Genomic DNA, 20,794 nt, shown 5'->3' on the forward strand with positions numbered 1-20,794 from the left:
CAATGCTGCTCAAGGATGAAGTTGGAATGCTGCAACGCGTTCCCTTGTTCTCTGGCATCGAGCCGGCAAAGCTCAAGCTGCTCGCGTTCACATCCGATCGCGTGAACTACAGCGCCGGCCAGATCCTTTTCCGGCAGGGCGACGAGGCAGACGCCGCCTATGTCATCCTTTCGGGCAGGGCGGATATTCTGGTCGATTCCGACAGCGGGCCGATAAAAGTTGCCGAGCTGCTGCCAAATTCGATCGTCGGCGAGATCGCCATATTGTGCAACAGCTCCCGCACTGCCACCGTCAGAGCGGCAAGTGATCTGGAGGCCTTGAGAATCCGCAAGGATCATTTCCTGAGGCTTATGAAGGAGTTCCCGGAAATGACCATCGAGATATTGCGGGTTCTTGCCGATCGGCTAAGCCATACGACCGCGGATCTGATCGACGCACGAACCGCCTAGAGCTACGATGGGCGAAAGCTAGCATGGACGACGATTTTTTCCAGGTCAGATTTTGGGGCGTGCGCGGCAGCATTGCGGTATCCGGGCCAGAATTCGTTCGCTATGGCGGCAACACAAACTGCATCGAGATGCGATGCGGCAAGCATACGCTTCTGTTCGACGCTGGCTCCGGCCTGCGGCCTGCCGGCAGGGCGTTTCAGGCGGCGGATGTGACCGATTTCGACCTGTTTTTCACCCATTGCCACTACGATCACATCATCGGGCTGCCGGCTTTTGCGCCGATCTTTGACCCGAGCGTCAAGCTTACGGTTTGGTCCGGGCATCTTGCAGGACGCATGACGACCCGGCAGATGATCGATGAGTTCATACGGCCGCCGTGGTTTCCGGTGAAAATGGACGTCTGCAAGGCAAAGCTCGACTGCCGCGATTTCGTGTCCGGAGACGTGCTTCGGCCGCGCGAAGGGGTGGTGGTTCGGACCGGCAGTCTTACCCATCCGGGCGGCTGCATAGGCTACCGGGTCGAATGGGGCGGCCGCGTCGTGGCGGTGATCACAGACACCGAGCACGAGCCGGACAAACTCGATCAGTCGGTGCTCGGCCTGATCAAAGATGCCGACCTCGTCATTTACGATTGCACCTACACCGAGAAGGAAATGGAACGCCGCCGCGGTAACGGCCACTCGACATGGCAACAGGGCGTCAAGCTCTGTGAAGCCGCCGGTGCGCAGGGGCTCGCGCTGTTTCACCACGATCCGACACGCACCGACGAGCAACTGGACGGGATGGAGAAACTGGCCAAGGACAGGTTTGCCGGCGCTTTTGCGGCGCGGGATGGCCTTACGCTCCAATTCCCGGTCTCATTGCCCAAAAAGCGCTGAGCTATTTTCCGGCGCTGCGTTCAATCAATGTCCTGATCGGAAGCCATGCGCAGGCTTCTGCCCGTGCGGTGACCGTGAACAGCCGTTCGAGGAAAAGCCAGGCCGATTCATCATGGACGAGATGGTGGGTGAGCAGGCCGACCGGTTCGCCGCCGTCGAATGCATGCTGCAATTGCGCGACGATGGCCTGGACCAACAGGCCATGGTCGCGGCAACCGCGCGTGCCATGCCAATCCATGATGTCGACATTGCTGTTGATGACCGCCAAAGGAGCCGGCTTCGGCGGGCCAAAGACCGACAATGCCGCAAATCCTATCGATCCAAGGTCGGACACCAGGCCGGCGTCGATCCTGTTCCAGGGCGGCACCAGCATCGGAACGGCACGTGCGCCGTGCAGGCCAGTTACGCGCGACAGCCCGCGAGCCAGATCATCGAGCCCCGCCTCGCGTGGCCGATGCGCGCCGAGCTCCTGCTTCTTCTGGTCCTCGGGGGCATGATTTCGATGCGCCCAGCCATGGATGGCGACGGTGGCATGCGGCGCCTTGTCAAGCCGGACGACAAGCTTCCCGTCGGTCTGCGCCGGAATGACGGCCAGAGTGACCGGGACAGCGAATTCACCGGTGAGGTCGAGCAGCCGATCAAGTGCCGGCGTCGGATCCACGGCGTCATCGTCGCGCAGCCAGAACTCCGCCTTGCGGCCCGCCCGTTGCAGGCGCGCCAGCTCTTCCACCAAGGGCTGCCAGATCGGATCGGTTGTCATGAGACCGGGATCTTCTTGAGAAGTTCGGCCAGATGCGCCGCTGCGCCACCGAGGGAACGTTCTTCGAGGACGAAACGTCTGGCTTCTGCGGCCATGACGGTTCTTTCGTCGTTGCTGGCCAGAAGCCTTGCAATGGCGGAAGCGAACGCCGCGACATCGCCCGGCAGGGTGAGAAAGCCGGTCTGGCCATCCCGCACGACCTCCGGGACGCCGGCAATGTCGTGAGCCACCACCGGAAGGCCGGCGGCCTGTGCTTCAAGATAGGCAACGCCATAGGCCTCGCCATAACCCGGCCAGACGTAGATTCCCCCGCTGTAAAGGACATCCGGCACGGCGGCCGGCTCGATTGCGCCAAGCCATTCGATACGGTCGGCGGGCAAGCCGGCGAATTGCGCTTCGACCTCGTCGCGGGCAGGCCCGTCGCCGACCACCGACATGGTCCAGGGCAGGTGGCCGATCGAACCGAGCGCTTGCGCCAGCATGCGATAGCTCAAGACTTTGTCGCCCGGGCGCATCATGGCGACGGTAACGAGGCGCGTCGGACAACCCCGTGATGGCATTTCGCGGAATGCCGATGTGTCGATGAAGGGCGAAAGCATGCCGAAAGCGGCGTCGGGGATCGCATCTGCCAGCCCCTGGCGATCCCTTTGGGTGAGGCAGATATTCAGCACCGCCTGTTCGATGGCTCGCGCCACCAACGCCTGGCTATCGGCCCACAAGCCGGCGTTGCGCCGCCTGGAATAGGAGGCTTCCGCCGTGACATAGGGGACAGCAAAGGCCGACGCCAGCTCGGGCCCGATCAAGTCGGGCGCCTTGTAGTAGGGATGGTAGGTGAACCAGAGATCGGGCTTGCCGTCACGATGCCAAAGCTTGGTCAGCCGCGCCGCTTCGTCCGCGGCCTCGATCTTGAGCGCATCGAAACTTTTCGGCTCCGGCTGGCGTAGATAGAAGCGCAACTCGGATGCCAGTTCGACGCTATGCCCTGCGTGCTCCAGCGCCTTGACCAGCATCCGTGCCATCTGGCGGTCGCCGGAGACGACGGGATGATTGGGTGACTTCAGCGGCGCGTAGAAGGCAATTCGCATCGCGCGACCCTATCATCGGAAAGCCTGCGCAAGTCAATTTCGAAGCATGATCGACTTCACCTTCAAGAGCTGGAATGTGCTATCTAATGCTCATGGAAACAGCTGTCGCGTCCGACCCGTTCGTCGCTTCTTTGCCGGTCTTCGCAAAGTTCGAAAGCGTGGCCGATATCGACAATTATCGGTCTCTGCCCGATGGCTGGGCGCTGGCCACCGCCGACATTGTCGGCTCGACCAAGGCGATCAAGGCGGGGCGCTATAAAACCGTCAATATGGCAGGCGCCAGCGTTATTTCGGCGCTGCTCAATGCGCTGGGCCGGCAAGATCTTCCCTATGTCTTCGGCGGCGACGGCGCACTCGTGGCGTTTCCCGGCTCGGCGCTTGAGATCGCCCGCAACGCGCTGGCTTCTGTCCAGAGATGGGTGGCGGACGAACTGGACCTGACCTTGCGTGCGGCAATCGTGCCGATAAAGGACATAAGAGCGCAAGGCTTCGATGTTCGCGTGGCGAGGTTCCAGGCCTCCGAAGCGGCCTTCTATGCCATGTTCGCCGGCGGTGGCGGCAGTTGGGCGGAAGCCGAGATGAAAGCCGGGCGATACCGCATCGACCCTGCGCCGGCCGGTTCGCGGCCGGATCTGACCGGCCTCTCCTGCCGCTGGAACCCGATCGAAGCCCGGCACGGCGAAATCGTCTCGATCATAGCCATACCGGGGGCTTCGCGAGACCTGCGCGGGTTTCAGTTTCTGGCTTCCGACATCATCGCCCTTGCCGGCAGGCAGGAGCGCGATGGCCACCCGGTGCCGGTGGAGGGGCCTGGCTACAGTCTGCTGCCCGCCGGCCTCGACGTCGAGGCGCGGGCGACGGCGCCGCCAGGGCGGCGGTGGCGGGTGAAGCTGTGGGTGATGTTCCTGATGACGCTTACGGCTGTCACCGATAGATTTGGCTGGACGATCGGCCGTTTCGATCCGAAGGTCTACAAACGCGAAGTGGCCAGCAATTCGGATTTCCGGAAGTTCGACGACGGCTTGAAGATGACCATCGATGTTGACGCGGATGTCTTGCAACGGATCGAGGACCGGCTGAAACAGGCGGAAGAGGCTGGCATTTGCAGCTATGGCCTGCACCGCCAGAAGTCGGCCTTGATGACCTGCCTCGTCATCTCACCGCTGCAGCCCGATCATGTTCATTTCATCGATGGCGCCGACGGCGGCTATGCGATGGCTGCTGCAAGCCTGAAGGCGAAGGCGCCGGTCCAATGACGGCTTGCGGAAATCGATTTTCGGCAATATGCCTCGGCCATGGTTCTTTGGGACCCGGTGAGCCTCGCCATAGGCGCGGGTAGTCTGTCCGAATTGACGGGAAAGCAGATTTTTGGACGCCTCACGATCGACATATGACAGTCTGTTGAACCGGATTTCGACGCGCGCCGCGCAAGTCGGCGTGATCGGACTGGGCTATGTCGGGTTGCCGCTGTCGGTTGCGATCGCACGCGCCGGCTTTCCGGTTTCCGGATTCGACATCGAAATCCAGAAGGTCGAGAGCCTGAACAACGGCCAATCCTACATCGAGGCGGTGACGTCGACGGCCCTTGCCGGCCATGTGGCGAGCGGACGGTTTCGCGCCACCGCGGATTTTGCCGAACTGGCCGTCTGCGATGTCATCATCATCTGCGTTCCAACGCCGTTGACCAAACACCGTGAGCCGGACCTCTCCTTTGTCAGGAACACGGCAGCCACCATCGCCAGGCATCTGCGTCTCGGCCAGCTGATCGTGCTGGAATCGACTACCTACCCCGGCACCACCGACGATGTGATCAAGCCCATACTGGAAGAAACCGGCTTGCGGTCGACGACGGACTTCTTCCTCGGCTTCTCGCCCGAACGCGAGGATCCTGGCAACCGCAGCTTTGAAGTCGCGACGATCCCCAAGGTCGTGGCAGGCGACGGCATTGAAGCAGCGACGCTGGTGCAGGCTTTCTACCAAAGCGTGGTCAAGACCGTCGTTCCGGTTTCCAGCACAGCGACCGCCGAGGCGGTCAAGCTGACGGAAAACATCTTTCGCTCGGTCAACATAGCGCTCGTCAACGAGTTGAAGGTCGTGCTCGGTGCCATGGGCATCGACATCTGGGAGGTGATCGAGGCGGCAAAGAGCAAGCCCTTCGGCTACATGCCTTTCTATCCCGGCCCCGGACTTGGCGGCCACTGCGTTCCGATCGATCCCTTCTACCTGACGTGGAAGGCGCGCGAATACGAGCTGCCGACCCGCTTCATCGAGTTGGCGGCTGAGATCAACACGGCCATGCCGCGTCATGTGGTCGATGAACTGGCCAAGGCGCTGGACCGGCGCTGCGGCAAGGCGCTCAGCCGCTCGCGCATTCTCATCATCGGGCTCGCCTATAAGAAGAATGTGCCCGACATCCGCGAAAGCCCCTCATTGCGGCTCATTGAACTCATCGAGGAATGGGGCGGCAAGGCGGAATTCCACGATCCGTATGTTACCGAGATTCCGGCCACACGGGAGCATATGGCGATCAAGGGGCGTCGCTCGGTCGAACTGACCGAGGCGGCCTTGAAGGAGTTCGATGCGGTCGTCATTGCTACCGACCATGACGCGATCGACTATCAGGCGATCGCCGATCACGCTCTTTTGATCGTCGACACACGCAATGTCTTTGGCCGCCTCGGGCTGGTCCGAGAGACGGTGGTGAAGGCCTGACGGCGGCTGAGCCGGCGAATTTCTTGCCCGATGTCAGGATCGGGATTGCACTCCGCCGGCAGCCTCGCCACATAATGTTCCGCGAGTTGAATGCGGTTACGCCTGTTTGCTTCCTGCAAGGACAGTCATTCGGGACATTCTTCGCCGGCTTTTGCCCCCGAAGCCGGCTTCATTGACTTAGAGGATTTCGCAGATCAAAGGAGATGGCTCGTCTTTGACGGGTTTCGAGATAGCATGAGCACAACGCAAGCAGAAATTTCCAGCATTCTCATGGACAAGGTCGCCGATTGGCTGACCCAGTCGGCGCTGGCGGGCGACGACCTGGAGACATTGGTAAAGGGCTTTTGTGAACGGCTGGCTGCTGCCGGCCTGCCGTTGAGGCGGGTGCATTTGAGCTTTTCGATGCTTCATCCGCTTTATGACGCGCTTGGTTTCACCTGGCTTCGCGGCCAGGGCCTGGAAGTGGAAGGCTTTCGCAGTGAGAACGGCGTTCATTCCGACAGATTCCTGACCAGCCCATACTACCATCTGCTCAGCAACAAGCTCGACCATCTGCGGCGTCGGCTCGACCCGTCGGTGCGGTCGGAGTTTCCTGTTTTCGATGAACTCAGGCTTATGGGCGTCACCGATTACATGGCTTTCGTCCATCCCTTCAACGGGGATACCAGTCAGGGCATGATGGGGTCCTGGTCCACCGACGGTGCTTCAGGCTTCAGCGACAGCATGATTTCGGCGCTGCTGCGCATCCAGAACCATCTCGCTATCGCAACCAAGATGGCGGTGCTCACCAAGCTCGCCGACAACATGATGACCACTTATCTCGGCGGCGACGCCGGCAGGCGCGTGCTGGACGGCCAGATCAAGCGCGGCGAGGGCGACACAATCCGGGCTGCATTGGTCATGGGCGATATGCGCGGGTCGACAAAGCTTGCCGAAACCTCCGGCCGCGAAATCTATATCGATACGCTGAACCAGTTTTTCGATGCCATTGCTGCACCTTTCAATCGCAAAGGCGGGCAGATCATGAGCTTCCTGGGGGATGGCTTCATTGCCGTCTACCCCTGCGAAAGGCACCGCGCGCAGTCCGAGATCGCCTGCCAGGCTGCTCTTGCGGCAGCGCACAAGGCCAGCGCGCGCATGATGGAGCTCAATCTGCGCAGAAAGGAGAAGGGGTTGGACGACATAAAATTTGGCATCGGCCTGCATGTCGGCAATGTGATGTTCGGCAATGTCGGGCTTACCGACCGGCTCACATTCTCTGTCTTCGGCTCGGCTGTAAATGAGGTCCAGCGCCTCCAGACCCTGACCAAGAAATATCCGCACAGCGTTCTCGCCAGCAAGGACTTCGCCGGCTATTGCGGCGCCAACAGCTGGCTGACACTCGGCAAGGAGGAACTGGCTGGTATCAAGCAGAAGCTGACGGTCCTTTCACCCGATCTGTCGGGTGCTCTCGCACTCGATGAAGACGCTGCGCTGCAGCCGTTTCACGACCGGATATCGGATGCCGAGCAGGTCATGCTGCTTCATCGCGATGCCGCGCGGCTGTTGGCGGGCGACCGGAGGAAGCTCCAGTAGCCGCCACGATCTGACCAGAACGCCTGGGTCGGCGGCCCGGTCGCAGGGTCCGTCGGGGAACTCGTTCGAATCCAAGTTGCTCTAGGCTGCCAATACGCTAGTCTCGCTTTGTTGGGGGCGGCCGGCAGGCCGATAGAGTGGGGCTGGTGTGAGGATGAGTTCGGGCGTGGATTTGCTGCGGATCGAGGACGTTGGCATTTCTTTTGCTATTGTGGGGGGACCTTTGCATGCCGTCAGGCGCGCAAATCTTCGCGTCCTGCCCGGCAAGGTTACCGCGCTTGTGGGTGAGTCCGGTTCCGGGAAATCGGTTCTCAGCCAGGCCGTAATGGGGATTTTGCCGAACACGGCCCATGCTCGCGGCCGTATCCTGTTTTCCGATCCTGAAAAGCCCGGCACGACGCAGGATATCCTGAAGATGCCGCGTGACGGACCCGAAATCCGGGCGTTGAGAGGCAGCCGCATCGGCAAGATCTTTCAGGAGCCGATGACTTCGCTGTCGCCGCTGCACACGATCGGCAATCAGGTCAGCGAATCCCTGCAGATTCATACGCCCATGGCTCGAGCGGAGCGCAAGGCGCGGACCGAGGAAATGCTCAGCCTTGTCGGGTTTCCCAATCCCAAGCGCGCCTATGACATGTATCCGTTTGAACTTTCGGGAGGATTGCGGCAACGTGCCATGATCGCCATGGCGCTTATCTGCCGGCCCGCTCTGTTGATCGCCGACGAGCCGACGACGGCGTTGGATGTCACCATCCAGGCGCAAATCCTGCAATTGCTGCGCGGGCTTCAGACCAAGCTGAACATGGCGATGCTGCTGATCACACACGACCTCGGCGTTGTCGCCAATGTCGCCGACGAGGTGGTGGTCATGTACCATGGCGAGATCATGGAAGCGGGACCTGTGGAGGCGATATTCCGCCGGCCGGGTCACCCTTACCTGAAGGGTCTGATGGCAGCCGTTCCGCATTTCGACCTGAAGCCTGGCGAAAGGCTAAAGGCGCTCCGCGAGGTGCCGGTGAATGTCGAGAACCTGCTGGGCAAGCAGACGGCGCCGGAATCGACGGGGCCGAACGACATCCTGCTGTCGGTCAGGGATCTGAAAAAGGTCTACACCACCCGCAAGTCCGGATGGTTCGGCGGGAGCCATCAAACCTCCGTTCGCGCCGTGGACGGCGTGAGCTTCGACATCAGGCGGGGTGAGTGCCTGGGTCTGGTCGGCGAAAGCGGCTGCGGCAAAACCACCGTCAGCAAGATCCTCATGCGGGCTGTCACCCCTAGCGGCGGCTCTGTGGTTTTCAACGGCCGCGAAGGGCCGATCGACGTACTGGAAGCCGAGGGAGACGCCCTGCGCTTGCTGCGCGCGAAAATCCAGATGGTCTTCCAGGATCCGGTATCGTCGCTCTCCCCCCGCATGACGGTGGAGAACATCTTGAGCGAGCCGCTGGAAATCCATCAACGTGGCAATGCCGCCTCCCGACTCGCCACGGTCAAGAGCCTGATGCAGGCAATCGGGCTCGATCCGCGCTTCATCAAGCGCTATCCGCACAGTTTCTCCGGCGGGCAACGTCAGCGCATCGGCATCGCTCGCGCGTTGGCGCTGGGCCCTGAACTCCTGATCTGCGACGAGCCGGTTTCGGCGCTCGATGTCTCTGTCCAGGCGCAGATCCTGAACCTTCTGAAGGACCTGCAGAAGGAACTGGGCCTGACCTACCTGTTCATATCCCACAATCTGGCGGTGGTGGACTACATGGCGGACCGCATCGCGGTGATGTGCGGTGGACGTATTGTCGAGCTTGCGCCGCGCGAAATTCTGCTCAGGAAACCGATCCACCCCTATACGCGCTCACTGCTGGCCGCAGTCCCTTTCCCCGATCTCGACCGGCCGATGGATTTCAAGACGCTGAAGCTCGGCGGCGCTTCCGACACCAGCGCATGGGGACCGCAATTCCGCGACGAGGGCGAAGAGGATATGCTGTCGCCGCTCGATCTTGGCGGCGGCCACCTCGTGCTGGCCCGACGTTCGGCCGATATCAGCGAGTTACGCCATTGATCAGCCGTCGCACCGTCCTTGGATTGATGGCTTCGGCACTTCTGCCGGGCACGTCGCGCGCTGGCGACCTGGAGCCGGATTTTCTTCAGCAGCAGCTGACGGCCAAGGCGCTGCCGGCGCTCGCTGAGCGCTTGCCCAAGAGCCCGCGCGCGTTGAATCTCGCTGCGATGGGCCGGCAGCCCGGCCAATATGGCGGCACGCTGCGGACGATCATCGGCAGCCAGAAAGATATCCGGATGATGACGATCTACGGGTATTCCCGGCTGGTCGGCTATGACGAAAAGCTTAACTTGCAGGCCGACATTCTCGAAAGTTTCGACGTAGCGGATGATCGCATCTTCACGTTCAAGATACGGGAAGGACATAAATGGTCCGACGGCAGCCTGCTGACGCCGGAGGATTTTCGCTATTGCTGGGAAGATGTCTGGCTGAACGATGAGCTTTCGCAAGGCGGGCTCGCCCCGACCCTGCTGGCGGACGGCAAGCCGCCACGCTTCGAGATCGTCGATCCGCTGACGGTGCGCTACAGTTGGGATGCGCCCAATCCCGACTTCCTGCCCAAGCTCGCTGCTGCCGCGCCGCTATCGCTTGTTCTGCCAGCCGCCTATCTCAAGCAGTTCCACAAGAAATATCAGGATCCATTCCGGCTCGCCGGCCTGATGAAGGAGAACCGGGCCAAGAAATGGACGCTCCTGCATATCCGCATGTCGCGGCAGTATCGCCCGGAGAATCCGGATCTGCCGACGCTCGATCCCTGGCAGAACCGGACCAAGCCGCCGGCCGAGCAGTTCATCTTCGAGCGCAACCCGTTCTTTCATCGAATAGACGAGAATGGCCGGCAACTGCCCTATGTCGACCGGATCATCATGAATGTCAGCTCGTCGGCGATCATCTCGGCCAAGACCGGTGCGGGGGAGAGCGACTGGCAATCCATGGGAATTGACTTCAGCGATTACTCCTTCCTGAAGGACGCGGAGAAGCGCTACCCGGTGAAGATGCATCTGTGGAAACGCACACAGGGTTCGCGGCTGGCGCTGCTGCCCAATCTGAATTGTGCCGACCAGGTGTGGCGTGGCCTTTTGCGTGACGTGCGCGTGCGCCGCGCACTTTCGCTCGCGGTAGACAGGCGCGAGATCAATATGGCCGTGTTCTACGGATTGGCGCAGGAAAGTGCCGATACGGTCTTGCCGGAGAGCCCGCTCTACCGGCCGGAGTTCGCGAAAGCCTGGATCGCCCATGATCCCGACCAGGCCAATGCCCTGCTAGACGAGGTCGGGCTGCAGGCACGTGACGATGACGGCGTGCGGATGCTTCCCGACGGACGCTCCGCGAAGATCATCGTGGAAACGGCCGGCGAAAGCACGCTGGAAACCGACGCGCTCGAACTCATCACCGATCACTGGCGCCAGATCGGCATTGCTTTGTTCATCCGGACTTCGCAGCGCGACATTTTCCGCAGCCGCGCGCTTGGCGGCCAGATCATGATGTCGATGTGGTCGGGCATCGACAATGGCGTGCCGACCGCTGACATGAACCCGTACCAGCTGGCCCCCACCATCGACGACCAGCTGCAATGGCCGCTCTGGGGTGCGCACTATCTGTCCCATGGCAAGATGGGTGAGGCGCCCGATCTTCCTGAGGTGGTCGAGCTGATGGCTTTGCTCAAACGCTGGAATGGATCGACCGAAGCCACGGAGCGCGCCGAAATCTGGAATTCGATGCTGTCGATCTACACCGATCAGGTGTTTTCGATCGGCACGGTGAACGGAACGCATCAGCCGATTCTGGTATCCTCACGGCTGCGCAATCTGCCTGACAAGGCGCTCTACGGCTATGACCCGACCGCGTATTTCGGTGTCTACATGCCGGATACATTCTGGCTTGGAGGCTCCTGAGCGTGCTTCGATATCTTGTCTGGCGTATCGCCGTGATGGTTCCAACGCTGCTGGTCATATCGGCGCTGGTGTTCACCATCATCGAACTTCCACCGGGCGATTATTTCGACAGCTATGTCGCCGAGCTTCGGGCCCAAGGCGAAGCGGTGGATTCCGATCGCATCGAGATGATGCGCAAGGAATATGGTTTCGACCAGCCACCGGTCATTCGCTACTTCTACTGGGTCGGCGGAATGCTGCACGGCGATTTCGGCTATTCCTTCGAATACGAGCTGCCGGTTCGCGACGTCGTCGGAGACCGAATGTGGCTGACCGTGCTGGTTTCCTTCGTCACGATCATCTTCACCTGGCTCATCGCCTTTCCGATCGGCATGTACTCCGCCACGCATCAATACAGCTGGGGCGACTACGGCCTGACTTTCTTAGGCCTTCTTGGCCTTGCCATTCCGAATTTCATGCTGGCGCTGATCCTGATGTATTTCGCGAATATCTGGTTCGGCACGTCCATCGGCCATCTCATGGACCAGCAATATCTCGGCGAGGCGATGAGCTGGGCCAAGGCGAAGTCGATCCTCGCCCATCTCTGGATCCCGGTCTTGATCATCGGCACCGGGGGCACGGCAAGCATGATCCGGCGGCTGCGTGCCAATCTGCTCGATGAGCTGCACAAGCAATATGTCGTAACCGCGCGCGCCAAAGGCCTTCATCCGTTCAAGGCACTGGTCAAATATCCGATGCGCATGGCGCTCAATTTCTTCATTTCCGACATCGGCTCCATCCTGCCGGCCATCATCTCCGGCGCTGAAATCACGGCGATCGTGCTGTCTTTGGAAACGACCGGGCCGATGCTGATCAAGGCGCTGCAAAGCCAGGATATGTATCTGGCAGGGTCGTTCCTGATGTTCCTCGCCTTCCTGACGGTCATCGGTGTCCTGATTTCCGACCTGGCGCTGGCGCTGCTTGATCCACGAATTCGTTTGCAGGGTGGCAGCACCAAATGAAGCAGGATTCGCCGCTGCCCGCTCCGGGTGCTCCACTGCAACACTACATCTCCAGCGCGCCCTTCGACCTGCAGTCGGTCGAGGCGATGACGCCGGAGCAGTCGAAGGTCTTTCAGGCGTCGCAGTTGCGGCTGATGTGGTGGAAATTCCGCAAGCACCGGCTCGCGCTTATATCCGGCATATTCCTGGCAGTGCTTTATTTCGGGATACTGATCAGCGAGTTCCTGGCGCCCTACAATCTGCACACGCGCAACATGGACTACATCTATTCGCCGCCGCAGCAGGTGCACCTGTTCCGCAATGGCGAATTCGTCGGGCCGTTCGTCTATGGCCGCCAGATGAAGCTGGATATGGATACGCTCAAGCGGAACTACATCGAGAACCAGGACGATGTTCAGCGGCTCCGCTTCTTCTGCAAGGGCGACAGTTACCAGTTCTGGGGCCTGATCGAAGGTGACAGGCATTTTGTCTGCCCTGCCGAAAACGGCCAGCTCTTTCTGGCCGGCACCGACAGGCTGGGGCGTGACGTGCTCTCGCGCATGATCTATGGCGCACGCATTTCACTAACAATCGGCCTCGTCGGCATCAGTTTCAGCTTCCTGCTCGGCATCTTCATCGGCGGACTGGCCGGCTATCACGGCGGTATCTTCGACCTGATCGTTCAACGAATAATCGAAGTTCTGCAATCGATTCCCAGCATTCCGCTGTGGTTGGCCCTGGCGGCGATCATGCCGATAACCTGGAGTCCGATCCTGATCTATTTCGGCATCACCGTCATCCTCGGGCTGCTCGACTGGACCGGGCTGGCGCGGGCCGTGCGTTCAAAGCTTCTGGCCTTGCGCGAGGAGGATTACGTTCTGGCCGCGCAGTTGATGGGCGCCGGGAGCAGCCGCATCATCAGGCGGCATCTCATTCCCGGCTTCATGTCGCATCTGATCGCGACGGCGACGCTCTCCATACCTGGCATGATCCTGGGCGAGACGGCACTGAGCTTCCTTGGGCTCGGCCTGAGGGCGCCGATAACCAGTTGGGGCATCCTGCTCACCGAGGCGCGCAGCGTCAGCGTGATCGCGTTCTATCCATGGCTGCTTTTGCCGATGCTCCCCGTCATCCTCGTCATCATGGCGTTCAACTTCCTCGGCGACGGCTTGCGGGACGCCGCGGACCCCTACAAGTGAGATCGCTGTTCCACCGCGCGGCTTGCCGACGACTCCGCCCGGTATGACGTTTGTCGGCGGCCGGTTCGGTTGTTGCAGGGTTCGTCGTTCGCCTCTAGAGCGTTTCACCGTTTAACCGAAACGGCGAAACACTCTATCTCTTTGTTTTGACGCAATTCCCAAGGGAAAGTGCTACGCGCTTTTCCCGGGAAAACCGCTCACACTTTTCCTGGAATTGCTCTATATGCGGCAAGCCCGATCGGGGCTGCTGGTTCAGGACATACAATCGCATATGAGTCGCCTCGATAATTTCATCAGCAGGATGACCGCACAGCGCGACATTCTCAATCAAATCTGCCCCGAGGTGGCGAAGATGGAGGGGCTTGTGCTCGAGCTCGGCCTCGGCAATGGCCGGACGTTCCACCATCTGCGCGAGCGGCTGCCCGGGCGCCGGATCGTGGTATTCGACCGCGAAGTTGGCGCACACACCAGCTCAATTCCCGACGCTGAAAACCTCGTGCTCGGCGAAATACGCGAGACGGGCCGCAAGTTCATTGGCATCGAAGCCGCCCTTGTTCATGCCGACATCGGCACCGGCTATGACGATCGCGATGCAGTGACCGCTACCTGGCTTCCCGACCTGATTGCGAGCCTGCTTCGCGTCGGCGGCTTCGCGGTCAGTGGCACGCCGCTCGATCACCCACTGCTGCAACGCCTCCCGGCGCCGACATCGGAGCCCGCCGATCGTTATTTCCTCTGCAAGCGCGTGTGACCGGCCGAGAAATCCTCAGGGGATTGTATACACCGCTATCTCTCGCTCAATGCCGCGCAGCGAGACCTCGTGAGCCACGGGCGTCAGCGCGTTCCTGTGCAACAGATCGGCGGTGAGATTGTCGTCGACCACCGCACGCGTGGCGAAGATCGCCTGTGCGTTGGCAAGGTTCTGGACCCGCGAAGCAATGTTGACCGTCTGGCCGAAATAGTCCTGCCGCTCGTTCATGGACACGGCGATGCACGGGCCGGCATGGACGCCGATCTTGAGCAGAAGATCCTCGCGCCCGCTTTTTTCATTGAGCGCACGCATGGCATCGCGCATTCTGAGGGCCGCGGCAATCGCACGATCCGGCGTCGCGAAGGTCGCCATCACCGCATCACCGATCGTCTTTACCACTGCGCCCGCCTCCGCCGCGACGATCTCGTGCAGAACCTGGAAATGCTCGCGCACGAGATCGAAGGCTGAAAGGTCACCCACCCGCTCGTAAAGCTCGGTCGATCCGCGCAGGTCGGTGAACAGGAAGGTCAGGCTGGTGATCTTCAGGCGCTGGTTGATGTCGAGCGTATCCGTGCGATAGAGATCGCGGAACGTCTGGTTGGTCAGCAGGCGCTTGGCGGTCACGAAGGGCCGGCGCTTCCCGATGAAATCATGCAATACCGGGCAGGCGATAAAGACGGTCGGCAGCACGCGGGTGTCGGTCCTGTTTTCCAGCGAAATGCGCAACGGGCCGGGTTGCATCTCCAGCGTCTGGTTCTGGACATGGTCGCGGTCGAACACCAAAGAGAGGCTTCGGCGCTCTGTTGCCGGTTCGCCCTTCACGTCGATGAACTGCGCCGAATGGGTGACCGGCTCGAAGACGATGATGAATTGGGACGGAAGCTGTATGTGCAGAACCGCCTTTTCACCGGGCGCAAGCTCCATCTCCTCCAACGAGAACTCTTCCATCTGTTTCGCCAAATCCTCGTCCGGAAGATCGGCGCCGGACGCCCAATAGATCTGGCGGTAATATTCCACCAACGGCAGTTCGTGTGGATTGTGGGCGGCAATCCTGCGCACGCGGGGACTGACGGTGAATGTCACCTCGACCATCTCGTCGAGGGTCGGCGAATAGCCCTGGGAGCACAGCGCGCAGGTGTATTCGTCCTTCTGCATGGTTTTCAGCGTGGCGTTGGTGTCGAGCACGCCGCCGCAGCCGGGGCACAGAACATTCCAGGAAATGTCGAAGATGCCCACCCGCGCCGCATGGAGAAAGGCACTGATGGCGCGTTCCTCGTCGAGGCCATGCTTGCTGGCGAAGGCCAGCGCGTTGATGCGACAAAGTTCGCGGTCCTTGCCCTCGGCGATGGTTTGCCGGATCGCGTCGATTGCCTGCGGATCGACATCGGTCGATTGCCGCAGAAGCGTGAACAGATCCTGAGCTTCGGTCATCGTGCAGGCTCCGGAAAATGCGCCCCGAGGCGGGTTGGCTGGACCGGTCTTCGGCCCTGCGCTCCATCTTACGTCGAAACGAGCCGAACGGCCATTCGAATGAACAAGCCTGGTGACAGCTCAATTTCCATTCGGCGGATTTTCACCGACCACAAGCGGCACTATAGTGGGTCCATGGGGCATTCATCTTTGGGGCTTTCTCCCGTTCCGACACCCGACAACCCGCCATTTCCCGCGGCCTTGCGGCTTTTCTCGGCAGGGGTCATCATCGTCCTGATCGTCGGCGCCGGCCTGTTTTTCGCACCCGCGCTGGTCAAGCCGCGCTGGCCCTGGCCCGTCACGCCATTCAGTGCTCGCTTCCTCGGCGGCTTCTACACCGCCGAAATGGCGGTGATGGCGGCGCTCTTGTTCTGGAATCGCTGGTCACCCGGCAGGCTGGTGCTGGTCATGGCTTTCATCTTCACCGTCATCGTGTCGGCGGTTTCGTTGATCAATCTCGGCTATTTCAACTTAGAGCGAAAAGCGACCTGGCTGTGGTTCCTGGTCTATCTTGCCTCGGCTGCGGTATCCGGGCTGTTCCTGTGGCGGGCCAGGGCCCGTCCTTCAGCAAAAGGCGTGACCCTGAACCGCGCGTGGCGCGGCTACATGTTGGCGGAAACGGCGATCCTCGGGCTCTATGGCGTCGGCATGTTGCTGTTTCCCCGAATGGTCAGCAGCACCTGGCCATGGCCGGTCGATCCCTTCCACGCCCAGGTCTACAGCGCCATCTTCCTCGCCGGCGCTGGCGGCACCTATCTCGTCTGGAAAAGCGCGCCGCGCGAAGAATTGCTGGTGCTAGGCCTGGCGCAGTTTCTGGTCGGCCTGCTTTCCATCCTTGGGCTCGTTATCACCGACGCCGCGGTGCACCGGATCGACTGGACGGCCGCCGCTACATTGTGCTGGCTCGCCCTTTTCGGCTGGATCGGCATCAGCGGCGCCTTCAAACTCTACGCCGCCTCCCGGTATTTTGGTTCGCAGCCGGCATCATAGGGTGCAGAGACGGGCTGGATTTTCAGGTGACGTCCGGTGCATCGTGCCGAGCCGATTGGCTCTATCACTTTGTTCTGACGCAATTCCGGGCGGAAAACCGCTCACACTTTTCCTAGAATTGCTGTAGCCGGAAAAGCCATGACCAGTACGCCATCCTCCGAAAAGATCCAGCCGCAGCTCCGGGCCGTCCGGCCAAGCGATGCGGAGGCGCTTTGCGCTATCTTCAACATGCCGGGCTTCCGTTGGGGCACGCTCAGGATGCCTTTCGAGATGGTGGAGCAGGTGGAGCGGCGCATCGCCAAGTCCGGCCAGGAAACCACCTGGATCGTCGCCGAGTTGGACGGCAAGGTGGTCGGCCATGGCAGCCTGGTCGTGCAAAGTTCGCCGCGCCGCTCGCATATAGGCGAGATCAATATCGGCCTGGACGATGGCCTTGTCGGCAAGGGTATCGGCTCTGCCATACTTGGCGCGCTGCTTGACGTGGCCGACAATTGGCGCGCCCTGAAGCGGGTCGAATTGAGCGTCTATGCCGACAACGAACCGGCCATCCGCCTCTACACCAGCAACGGCTTCGAGGTCGAAGGCCGGCATGTGAAGGCCGGTTTTACCGACGGGCAGTATCACGACCTCCTGACCATGGCGCGGCTGCGGTTCTGATGACCGCCGTCTTTACCCCACCCCCAGCGCCTCCGGTGGACATTCTGGCTGTGCTGTCGCTGCTCTGCCCGGAAGTCGTGCGTGACATCGAGCAGCACTGGAATGCCCCGGTTTCCGATTATGCCCGCCATTTGTGGCGGCCGGTGGCAAGGCCTGCATCGGGCCCGGCGATCGCTGCTCGCTCGATCCTGCGCGACGTCCTGCATCAGCGCCTTGGTTTGATCATGCAGCCTGAAGAAATCGGCAAGGCCCTCGACGAATTCGAGCACAGACCGGTGATCCAGTCTGGCCTGCACTGCCTGCTTTTGATGGACCGTATCACCTTCGATGCTCTCCTGCTTGCCTGGCTCGGCGCGGTCGAAAACGGGCTGTCGGCCTTCTTCGGCTTCATGGGAACGACGATGACCATGGAGACTGTCGGCCGGGAGGGGCCGGGATGGCTCGATGTCGGCGACGACAAGGTCAATTTGTTTGGCATGGGGCGCCATAAACTGTGCCGCAAAAGCGCTTGCGCGGCCGGTCCCGTCACCCTCAACGCGCGCGCGCTCGAAGCGGTGGGCAATGAGACGGACGCCAGCCGTTGGCTGGGCGCACTGCTGGCCCGCCAGGACAAGGTGTTTGGGACCGCCGCCGATGCGCTGACGGAACTCAACGAGGACCTGGTCGCCGACTGGGACAGTTCCGGCATGGCCCGGCCGGTTTTCATCGATGACCGGCTCGCCGCTTCTGCCGTAGCGCGGCATCTGGACCATGACGGCAGCCTTCTTTCCAGGCTGCTCCTTGAGCCTGCAAGGCGCCAGCGTCTCGACCATGCCTTGCAAGAGGCCGCATCGGGCCCATTTGGCAGATTCCTGCCCAACGCCACCGCCTATTTCTGGGGCATTCGCGAGCAGCGCGTGCGCAAGCTCGTCCTCGAGAACGGGCATCTGATCGAGCCTGACAGGCCGCATGGTCTTTCCATCCCGTTCGAGCGGCTGCATCTCAAGCAGGCGCTGCTGGATGGCGTGCTGTTGCCGGACTTGTTCCTGGCGTTCCTCGTCCTTGCCATATTGCCGCGCGTGCGGATTGTGGGCGGGCTGAGACAGATTGGCTATGTCGCGCTTTTCCACTCTATCCTGCTGGCTGCGCTGGACGAAAACGTGCCGGAAGAGCGCGATCTGGCTGCGGAGCTGCAGGTTCGGGAAAATGCCTGGGGCATGCGGGTCATCGATGACAAGATTTCGGTCCGCGACCAGCTTGCCGGCCTGCCGGAAGGGGGGCTGTTCCCGGATTTGCTCCGGCAATATCGGTTGCGGACATTTGCCGAGACGACCGACGACCTGAAACTGGTTCGCGAAAACGCCCGATGGCGCAAGATCGGCCGCGCCTTCGGCCTCTGATCACCCGGTCACTGCACTATACCGGCCTTGCGGAGCCCGTCGACCATGGGTTCGAAATCGGCAGGGTTCTTGTAAGGCAAGACTTTGCGACGGTATTCCAGCGAATAGTCGGGATTGACGCGAAGCACCTCCTGCCATGCCGCGCGGGCCTCCTCCAAACGACCCAGATGGCCGTAGCTGGCGGCCAGAAGCGCGCGCGAGACGTCGGTGACAGCGTTGCGAGCCAGCCGTTGCAGCAAGAGGTCAACGGCCTCGTCGTACCTTCGCAGTTGAAACGACGCCAAAGCCTGGAAGTGCAGAAGCACATCCGGAAAGTATGGGTTCAAGGTCTGTCCCCGGGCGAAACTCTCGAGGGCTTCCTCGGATCTGCCCGAATAGTACAGCGCCTCGCCGAGGCTGAAGTGCCCTTCGGCGAAGTTCGGATTGAGGACTATCGCGCGCTCGGCCTCGTCGATGGCCCCGTCGTGCCGTCGTGTATACAGCTTGGCCATAGCCAGCGCCCAGTGCGCCCAGGGATCGCTGTCATCCAGAGTCACCGCTCGCGTTGCGACCTCTTCCGCTTGTGCCATCGATTCCGGCGGCGACGCACTCCACCTGTTCAGGTAATCGAGTCCGTGCGTGAGGGCGAGGAAAGCGTGGGCAGCGGCAAAGTTCGGGTCCAGTTCGATGGCACGTTGCAAGAGGTCGCGGGCCGCGACGTTCGTCTCCTTCGTCAGCCTGTGCCACAGCTCCCGGCCGCGCAGGAAACAGTCATACGCTTCCGCGTTGCGCGGGCGCTCGGGCGCCAGCCGCTGACGGTCGCCATCAGTCAGATTGAGCGCCAGCGCACCGACGATCTGCTGCGTCACGTCGTCCTGCACGGCGAATATGTCGGTCAGGTCGCGATCGAACCGCTCCGCCCAAAGATGGCCGCCCGACATTGCATCGATGAGCTGTGCGGTGATGCGCACCCTGTTGCCCGACTTGCGTACGCTGCCCTCAAGCACATGGCGTACGCCGAGCTTCGTGCCCACCTCCTGAACATTAACGTTCTGGCCCTTGAAGGTGAACGACGAATTGCGGGCGATGACGAAGAGCTGCGACAGTTTGGACAGCGCCGTGATGATGTCTTCAGAGATGCCGTCGGCGAAGTAGTCCTGTTCGGCGTCACCGCTCATATTGGCAAACGGCAGCACGGCAATCGACAGCTTCGGCGGCGCTGCCGCGGCCGGCCGGCTCGTCGCGGTTTGCGAGGTCGCGGCCGCCTTGGCCCCGGCGCCGACTTGCAGCGAATAGACCCGGATCGGCTCGGCGATGTTCTTGAGCTGTGTGCTGCCGAGATCGCTGACCGAGAGGTCGAGCCTCGCCTTGACCTGGCGATAGGCATCCTCGGACAGGCAGATGGCGCCGGGCGCCGCGACGCCCTCGAGACGCGAGGCGATGTTGACGCCGTCGCCCATCAGGTCGCCGTCGCTTTCTTCGACCACATCCCCCAGATGGATGCCGATCCTGAACTCGATGCGGCGGTCCTGCGGCACGCCGGCATTGCGCTCAACCATGCCGTTCTGGATCTCAACCGCGCAGCGCACGGCATCCACCACACTGCGGAACTCAACCAGCACCCCGTCGCCGGTGCGCTTGATCACCCGCCCGTTGTGTACTGCGATGATCGGATCGATCAGGTCGCTGCGCAGTGCCCGCAACCTCGCCAAGGTACGATCTTCGTCCGCGCTCGCGAGGCGGCTGTACCCGACGACATCTGCAGCCAGGATTGCGGCCAGCTTGCGGTTCTCACTCATGCGTCGGTCTCCTCATCTCCACGATAGCAGGAAGACGGCGGGTGGAGGCAACTTTCGCAAGCGACGGCCGCACAGCCGCCTGTCTTGGCAGCGCTCTGCCGCCGAACCCATACGGTTGCCCCATTTGCGCTGCCGCTTGCCGGTTGACGGCTATCGGTTCATCCTTGGGCATACCCTGGCCGTGAA

General features: G+C 61.4%; 17 protein-coding genes. 13 read left to right on the forward strand and 4 right to left on the reverse strand.

The annotated features are described in order from the left end of the window. Positions 1 to 2: 2 nt before the first annotated feature. A complete protein-coding gene (locus tag AC1D1B_RS04780; protein ID WP_181060586.1) occupies positions 3 to 449 on the forward strand; it encodes a cyclic nucleotide-binding domain-containing protein in 447 nt (148 codons plus the stop codon). A gap of 23 nt (positions 450 to 472) precedes the next feature. Continuing rightward, positions 473 to 1,327: an MBL fold metallo-hydrolase gene (locus AC1D1B_RS04785; RefSeq protein WP_477329810.1), complete on the forward strand. Its 855-nt coding sequence runs from the start codon at positions 473 to 475 to the stop codon at positions 1,325 to 1,327. A 1-nt stretch (position 1,328) separates the two neighbouring features. Here the strand turns inward: AC1D1B_RS04785 and AC1D1B_RS04790 are convergent, their stop codons facing one another. Then, positions 1,329 to 2,087 (reverse strand): polysaccharide deacetylase family protein, encoded by a 759-nt coding sequence (locus AC1D1B_RS04790; protein ID WP_477329812.1) that lies wholly within the window; start codon positions 2,085 to 2,087, stop codon positions 1,329 to 1,331. Beyond that, entirely contained in the window at positions 2,084 to 3,172 is a 1,089-nt protein-coding gene (locus AC1D1B_RS04795) for a glycosyltransferase family 4 protein (protein WP_477329814.1), read from the reverse strand. Before AC1D1B_RS04795 ends, AC1D1B_RS04790 begins: the two co-directional genes overlap by 4 nt. 74 nt (positions 3,173 to 3,246) lie before the next feature. On the opposite strand from AC1D1B_RS04795, the gene AC1D1B_RS04800 reads away from it, so the two are divergent. The 8 genes from AC1D1B_RS04800 (at position 3,247) to AC1D1B_RS04835 (ending at position 14,334) form a co-directional block, all read left to right on the forward strand. Continuing rightward, positions 3,247 to 4,428, forward strand: coding sequence for a DUF3095 domain-containing protein (locus tag AC1D1B_RS04800; RefSeq protein ID WP_477329816.1), 1,182 nt, complete (start codon positions 3,247 to 3,249; stop codon positions 4,426 to 4,428). Between the two features lie 112 nt (positions 4,429 to 4,540). After that, the gene (locus AC1D1B_RS04805; RefSeq protein ID WP_477329818.1) at positions 4,541 to 5,884 is read left to right on the forward strand and encodes a nucleotide sugar dehydrogenase; all 1,344 of its coding nucleotides are present in this window, start codon (positions 4,541 to 4,543) and stop codon (positions 5,882 to 5,884) included. Between the two features lie 234 nt (positions 5,885 to 6,118). Continuing rightward, positions 6,119 to 7,459, forward strand: coding sequence for an adenylate/guanylate cyclase domain-containing protein (locus AC1D1B_RS04810; protein WP_477329820.1), 1,341 nt, complete (start codon positions 6,119 to 6,121; stop codon positions 7,457 to 7,459). 154 nt (positions 7,460 to 7,613) lie between these two features. Continuing rightward, positions 7,614 to 9,509, forward strand: a complete 1,896-nt coding sequence (locus AC1D1B_RS04815) for an ABC transporter ATP-binding protein (protein ID WP_477329822.1) — start codon at positions 7,614 to 7,616, stop codon at positions 9,507 to 9,509. Between the two features lie 26 nt (positions 9,510 to 9,535). Next, entirely contained in the window at positions 9,536 to 11,404 is a 1,869-nt protein-coding gene (locus AC1D1B_RS04820) for an ABC transporter substrate-binding protein (protein WP_477329824.1), read from the forward strand. 2 nt (positions 11,405 to 11,406) lie between these two features. Continuing rightward, positions 11,407 to 12,405 carry an ABC transporter permease gene (locus AC1D1B_RS04825; protein ID WP_477329826.1) on the forward strand — a complete coding sequence of 333 codons (999 nt, stop codon included), beginning with the start codon at positions 11,407 to 11,409 and terminating at the stop codon, positions 12,403 to 12,405. Then, positions 12,402 to 13,583 (forward strand): ABC transporter permease, encoded by a 1,182-nt coding sequence (locus tag AC1D1B_RS04830; protein ID WP_477329828.1) that lies wholly within the window; start codon positions 12,402 to 12,404, stop codon positions 13,581 to 13,583. The genes AC1D1B_RS04825 and AC1D1B_RS04830 overlap by 4 nt, the downstream gene beginning before the upstream one ends. 271 nt (positions 13,584 to 13,854) lie before the next feature. Next, the gene (locus tag AC1D1B_RS04835; RefSeq protein WP_477329829.1) at positions 13,855 to 14,334 is read left to right on the forward strand and encodes a class I SAM-dependent methyltransferase; all 480 of its coding nucleotides are present in this window, start codon (positions 13,855 to 13,857) and stop codon (positions 14,332 to 14,334) included. A gap of 15 nt (positions 14,335 to 14,349) precedes the next feature. On the opposite strand, the gene AC1D1B_RS04840 is transcribed toward AC1D1B_RS04835, so the two are convergent. Then, positions 14,350 to 15,765, reverse strand: a complete 1,416-nt coding sequence (locus AC1D1B_RS04840) for a DUF5939 domain-containing protein (RefSeq protein ID WP_477329831.1) — start codon at positions 15,763 to 15,765, stop codon at positions 14,350 to 14,352. On the opposite strand from AC1D1B_RS04840, the gene AC1D1B_RS04845 reads away from it, so the two are divergent. The 3 genes from AC1D1B_RS04845 to AC1D1B_RS04855 all read left to right on the forward strand — a co-directional run bounded on the left by AC1D1B_RS04845 (position 15,727) and on the right by AC1D1B_RS04855 (position 18,830). After that, entirely contained in the window at positions 15,727 to 16,794 is a 1,068-nt protein-coding gene (locus AC1D1B_RS04845) for a hypothetical protein (protein WP_477329833.1), read from the forward strand. The two genes, AC1D1B_RS04840 and AC1D1B_RS04845, sit on opposite strands and share 39 nt — an antisense overlap. 138 nt (positions 16,795 to 16,932) lie before the next feature. After that, positions 16,933 to 17,451: a GNAT family N-acetyltransferase gene (locus AC1D1B_RS04850; RefSeq protein WP_477329835.1), complete on the forward strand. Its 519-nt coding sequence runs from the start codon at positions 16,933 to 16,935 to the stop codon at positions 17,449 to 17,451. Beyond that, entirely contained in the window at positions 17,451 to 18,830 is a 1,380-nt protein-coding gene (locus AC1D1B_RS04855; protein ID WP_477329837.1) for a hypothetical protein, read from the forward strand. Before AC1D1B_RS04850 ends, AC1D1B_RS04855 begins: the two co-directional genes overlap by 1 nt. 8 nt (positions 18,831 to 18,838) lie before the next feature. On the opposite strand, the gene AC1D1B_RS04860 is transcribed toward AC1D1B_RS04855, so the two are convergent. Then, positions 18,839 to 20,608 carry an adenylate/guanylate cyclase domain-containing protein gene (locus AC1D1B_RS04860; RefSeq protein WP_477329839.1) on the reverse strand — a complete coding sequence of 590 codons (1,770 nt, stop codon included), beginning with the start codon at positions 20,606 to 20,608 and terminating at the stop codon, positions 18,839 to 18,841. Between the last annotated feature and the right edge of the window lie 186 nt (positions 20,609 to 20,794).

The organism is Mesorhizobium sp. P2_C5_2 (assembly GCF_056404535.1).